Genomic DNA, 3070 nt, shown 5'->3' with positions numbered 1-3070 from the left:
GTGGCAGGCGGCGAGGAGGAGGGCGAGGAGCGCGGGGGCGGTACGCCTCGCCCGCATACCCCCATTCGTCATCCCGGCGTTCGCAGGGATGACGACGAGCCGGGGGGCGACGACAGATCGGGGGACGACGACAGGAACGATGACTGGCGGGGAGACCAAGCCAGAAACGACCGGCCCCGCCATCGCCCCGCCGGTCCGGTCAGGCCGCCGCCTTCTCGCGCTCGCGCATTTCCTGGTTGAGCATCTCGGCCAGCAGGAAGGCCAGTTCGATGGACTGGCCGGCATTGAGCCGCGGATCGCAATGCGTGTGGTAACGGTCGGCCAGCCCCTGCTCGGTGATGTCGATCGCGCCGCCGGTGCATTCGGTCACGTTCTGGCCAGTCATCTCGGCATGGATGCCGCCGCCGTGCGTGCCCTCGGCACGATGCACCGCGAAGAAGCCGCGCACCTCCGCCAAAATCCGCTCGAACGGCCGGGTCTTGTAGCCGTTGGCCGCCTTCACGACGTTGCCGTGCATCGGATCGCACGACCACACGACCGGCCGCCCCTCGCGCTTTACCGCGCGGACGAGGGCGGGCAGATGCTTCTCGATCTTGTCGTGGCCGTAGCGGGTGATGAGCGTGATGCGCCCGGCCTCGCGCGCCGGATCGAGCGTGTCGAGCATCCGCAGCAGCGCATCGGGTTCGAGGCTGGGGCCGCACTTCAGCCCGATCGGGTTGCCGATGCCGCGCAGATATTCGACATGCGCCGACCCCTCGAAACGGGTGCGATCGCCGATCCACAGCATGTGCGCGGACAGGCCATACCAGCCGCCGGTCAGCGAATCCTGCCGGGTCAGCGCCTGCTCGTAGGGCAGCAGCAGCGCCTCGTGACTGGTGAAGAACTGCGTCCCGTTCAGCTGCGGCACCGTCTGCGGGTTGATCCCGCACGCCGCCATGAAGTCGAGCGCGTCGCCGATGCGATCCGCCACCGCCTGATATTGCGCGGCCCACGGCGAGCGGCCCATGAAGTCGAGCGTCCAGGCATGGACCTGATGCAGGTTGGCATAGCCCCCTTGCGCGAAGGCGCGCAGCAGGTTGAGCGTGGCGGCCGCCTGATTGTACGCCTTTATCATCCGCTGCGGATCGGGCGCGCGGCCGGTCGGCTCGAAGCCGATGTCGTTGATGATGTCGCCGCGGTAGCTCGGCAGGCTCACGCCGTCGATCTCCTCGGTGCCGGCGGAACGCGGCTTGGCGAACTGGCCGGCCATGCGGCCCACCTTCACGATCGGCATCTTGGAGGCGTAGGTGAGCACGACCGCCATCTGCAGGATGACGCGGAACGTATCGCGGATGTTGTTGGGGTGGAACTCGGCGAAGCTCTCGGCGCAGTCGCCGCCCTGCAACAGGAACGCCTTGCCCGCCGCGACCTGCGCCAGCTCATTCTTGAGCGCGCGGGCCTCGCCGGCGAACACCAGCGGCGGATAATGCGACAGCTCGGCGGTGGCGCCGTTCAGCGCCCCGGCATCGGGATAGTCGGGAAGCTGCCGTGCCTCGTGGGTCGTCCAGCTCTCGGGGGTCCAGTTGCTCGCCATCATGCTCGTCCTTTCGCCGCGCCCACATGGGCGAGGGGCGCGGAATTGGCAAGCATCCGCCCGCTACCGATCAGATCGACCGGCCGGCGTGCCAGCCTTCGATCAGGTCCACGATGGTATCGGCGGCGTCGCCCCGGCCGAACGGGAAGGCGGGGCGCGCCATCGCCGCATGCGCCGCCGGATCGTCCAGCAGGCGGGTGGCGGCGGCGAGGATGCGATCCGGATCGGTGCCGACGATCGACGCGTTGCCGGCGGCCACCGCCTCCGGTCGCTCGCTGTTCTCGCGCAGCACCAGCAGCGGCACGCCCAGTGCGGGTGCTTCCTCCTGCACGCCGCCGGAGTCGCTGAGGATCAGGTGCGCCTGCGTCATCATCCGGACCATCGCCGGGTAATCGAGCGCGGCCAGCAGCGAGACGTGCGACACGTCGCCCAGCGCCGCCACGACCTGCGCCTGCACCGCCGGATTGGGATGCACCGGCAGCGCGACGGCGATATCGCCCCGCGCGGTGAGGCGGACGATCGCGGCGCAGATGCCGGCGATGCCCGCGCCGATATTCTCGCGGCGGTGCGCGGTGACGAGGACGAGCCGGCGCGCATCCGGCCGGGGGTCGGGCGGGCCGAGCCGGTCGCGCATCATCAGCAACGCATCGATGCCGGTGTTGCCGGTGATCGCCGCGACGCCATGCACGTCCGGCTCGTCGCGCAGATTGGCGAGCGCGACGGGCGTCGGGGCGAACAGCAAGGTGGCGACCCGGTCGATCTCGATGCGGTTGCGTTCCTCCGGCCAGGGCAGCAGCGGATCGCCCGATCGCAACCCTGCCTCGACATGGCCGACCGGCACGCCGGCCGCGTCCGCCGCCAGCGCCGCCGCCCATGCGCTGGTGGTGTCGCCCTGCACGATCAGCAGGTCGGGGCGGTCGCGCGCGATCTCGGCGGTGACGGCGGCGGACACCGAGGCCGCCAGCGCCTCGATCGACTGGCCGGGCACGAGCAGGCCGAAATCCGCGTCCGCCGCCACCCCGAAGGCAGCGAGCGTCTGGTGGAACAGCGCGGCGTGCTGGCCGGTGGCGACGAGGCGGTGGGCGATCCCCGGCCGCGCCGCCGCCGCGATCGCCAGCGGAGCGAGCTTGATCGCCTCCGGCCGCGTGCCGGCGAGAGTGAGCAGGCGGATCAGACGCCCGGCACGCCCAGCGCGCGCGCGCCTTCGCCCAGCTTGTCCTGCGTCGCCTTGTCGCCGGTGAACGCTGCGGTGCCCTCGCGCAGCGCCTGCGTGGCGGCGGCGCGATCGCCGAGCACCATGCGGGCGCGCATCAGCCGCAGCCAGCCGTCCGCATCCTTCGGATTGGCGCGCAGCTTGGCGGCGAGCGACTCGACCATGCCCTTGACCATCGCATCCTGCTGCGAGGGGGGCAGGCCGGCGGCGGCGCTCATCTGCTCGCGCGTGGGGCCGGGGATGGCATCGGTGGCGGCGCCGGGCGTGGCGGACATGGCGGCGGG

2 protein-coding genes and 1 pseudogene are annotated in these 3070 nt (G+C 71.3%); all 3 read right to left on the bottom strand.

Annotation, left to right across the window (positions count from 1 at the left end; all coding sequences use genetic code 11):
- Window positions 1–199: 199 nt before the first annotated feature.
- Window positions 200–1573 carry a class II 3-deoxy-7-phosphoheptulonate synthase gene (locus FOY91_RS21005; protein WP_145155963.1) on the bottom strand — a complete coding sequence of 458 codons (1374 nt, stop codon included), beginning with the start codon at window positions 1571–1573 and terminating at the stop codon, window positions 200–202.
- 70 nt (window positions 1574–1643) lie between these two features.
- On the bottom strand, window positions 1644–2738 hold the full coding sequence (gene wecB, locus FOY91_RS21000; RefSeq protein ID WP_145155965.1) for a non-hydrolyzing UDP-N-acetylglucosamine 2-epimerase: 1095 nt from the start codon (window positions 2736–2738) through the stop codon (window positions 1644–1646).
- A 5-nt stretch (window positions 2739–2743) separates the two neighbouring features.
- Window positions 2744–3070 (bottom strand): annotated as a pseudogene (locus FOY91_RS21915) (tetratricopeptide repeat protein); the annotation flags it as partial.

Source organism: Alterirhizorhabdus solaris, from assembly GCF_007785815.1.
GTDB lineage: Bacteria > Pseudomonadota > Alphaproteobacteria > Sphingomonadales > Sphingomonadaceae > Alterirhizorhabdus > Alterirhizorhabdus solaris.
The sequence above is the reverse complement of the archived record's forward strand: the minus strand, read 5'-3'. Positions and strand labels throughout refer to the sequence as shown.

Coding starts and splice junctions, on each gene's coding strand:
- FOY91_RS21005 (WP_145155963.1), bottom strand. CDS start 1,573: ATGGCGAGCAACTGGACCCCCGAGAGCTGGACGACCCACGAGGCACGG.